3 protein-coding genes are annotated in these 1,757 nt (G+C 53.8%); all 3 read left to right on the top strand.

The genetic code is table 11. From position 1 onward, the window contains the following. Positions 1-463: ribbon-helix-helix domain-containing protein (locus GOB82_RS13160; RefSeq protein WP_166123779.1), on the top strand; the 463-nt coding region annotated here is incomplete at its 5' end. Continuing rightward, positions 463-1,368 (top strand): replication initiation factor domain-containing protein, encoded by a 906-nt coding sequence (locus tag GOB82_RS13155; protein WP_166123781.1) that lies wholly within the window; start codon positions 463-465, stop codon positions 1,366-1,368. The genes GOB82_RS13160 and GOB82_RS13155, both read left to right, overlap by 1 nt. A 129-nt stretch (positions 1,369-1,497) precedes the next feature. Then, a partial coding sequence (locus GOB82_RS13330; protein ID WP_206752405.1) for a hypothetical protein occupies positions 1,498-1,757 on the top strand: 260 nt, incomplete at its 3' end.

Genomic DNA, 1,757 nt, shown 5'->3' with positions numbered 1-1,757 from the left:
ACGGCAAAAAAAAGATACGGTTCGCGCTACGATCAGACTTCAACCGCAACACAAGGAAGTTCTCGATCAGTTGGCGCATTGGTCTGGCATCCCTTTCTCTGAACTCATGCGCGGTATTATTGAGCCGTCTATGCCTGTTTTGGCGTCTTTGGTTCGCACTATGCAGAATGTTGATTGCGACCCTCCACCCCATACTTTCGCCGCTCTTGCCGATGTTATGTATTGGGAGCAGGACGCAAAAAAGCTTCTTGAAGATCTCACTTCTCGCGCTTCCTTTGCCGAAGAAGTCTCCCGCGATGATTATATGGAGCCTGGCACACTTGGCGGCATTTCTTCCCCTTCCTCTGAGCGTAACGGAGGAACGAGTACCGCATCAGAGGAAGGGGAGAGGATAACGAAAAAACGCGCTCAGCCCCCGTATAGTAATACGGGGGTAACTCCGAAGGTTGGGGGGGGTGCGTGATGCGTTTCGATTACTATTCCGCCTCTGTTCCTCGTATTCCTGAAGTCGTTTTCGACACCTTAAAAACGGGCCTTTCGGATGTCGTTTCCGACATTCAGCAAGAGCCAAAAGGTATGCTGAACTATGAGAGGGCGCATAGCTTCCTTTCTCCATCCGGTGAGCGCGTCTGTATGCTCCTCTCAGGGGGTTCTAATGGTGCCCCGCATATCCGGGCCTCTGGGATGTATTCGGAGCGCGTGGCGGGCCTTATACGGGCTTCTTGGCGCGATCACCGCGTTTCACGCTTGGATGTGGCGGAGGATTTTGACGGGCCGGGCACATGGCACCGTCTGGAAAGCCTTTGTCTGAGTGTTGCCAGAAGTGCAGGTTTGAAGGTCACTCAATGCGGTGATTTTCGAGAAGATAGGGACGAAACTTCGGGCAGAACGTGGTATTTTGGTTCTCGCCAGTCTCTTGCGATGGTTCGCCTGTATGAGAAGGGCAAGCAGATGGCTTCTAAGGCTCGATATGGTGAGCCTCCTGCTTCGCCTGATTGGGTGCGCTTGGAACTTGAGATGAAGCCGCAGAATAGGGACGCCAAGGAACGTGCGGCGCGTCTTACTCCTGCTCAATGCTGGGGGGTGTCGCACTGGACAGCAAAGCTTTCCCAGCGCGTCCTCGCCGCCGATGTTGAGAGGGTGAAAATGACTATTGAACGAGACCATGACGACATACGCGCCTTGCGCCATATGATCGAGCAATACGCGGGTGTGATGGATCGCGTTTCCGATCAGTTGGGCGGCGAGGACGCGCTTTTAAACTTCATGCAGAGGATGCGCCGCGAGCTTAGGCGTGATGCAGCTCGTGCCGCCGTCGTTCCTGTTCATGAGCAGTCTTACTCTCCCAGTTCCGCCGTGCATCACTGAGCAGAGCGAGCGCAGAGCGGGAGCGCCGTAGGCCGCCGGTAGGCGTCTGCTTGGCCGCTTCAATTCCAAGCCGGTTTAGAGCGTCCAGCACGTTCTGACCGGCTTTTTTTTGATCGCTAAGGGGCACCCTTGGCTCTCTGTCGCACCTCAAACGAGAGTTTGTATAAGTGCGCCCTTCCGGCTTTTTCCTTTTTGGCGTTTTTTTCTTTCTTCTCGCTTGCCCATCTTCCCAAACTGATGCAGATTGCATCAGATACATTTTTGGGGGTTTTTATGGCACGGCAAAAAAAAGATACGGTTCGCGCTACGATCAGACTTCAACCGCAACACAAGGAAGTTCTCGATCAGTTGGCGCATTGGTCTGGCATCCCTTTCTCTGAACTCATGCG

Origin of the sequence: Acetobacter farinalis (assembly GCF_011516935.1) — a bacterium.
Classification (GTDB): domain Bacteria; phylum Pseudomonadota; class Alphaproteobacteria; order Acetobacterales; family Acetobacteraceae; genus Acetobacter; species Acetobacter farinalis.
Note: the sequence above shows the minus strand (reverse complement) of the source record. Positions and strands in the feature narration are given on the sequence as shown.

What these genes read in the sequence shown, in the direction of transcription:
- GOB82_RS13155 (WP_166123781.1), top strand. Translation starts at nt 463, where the DNA reads ATGCGTTTCGATTACTATTCCGCCTCTGTTCCTCGTATTCCTGAAGTC.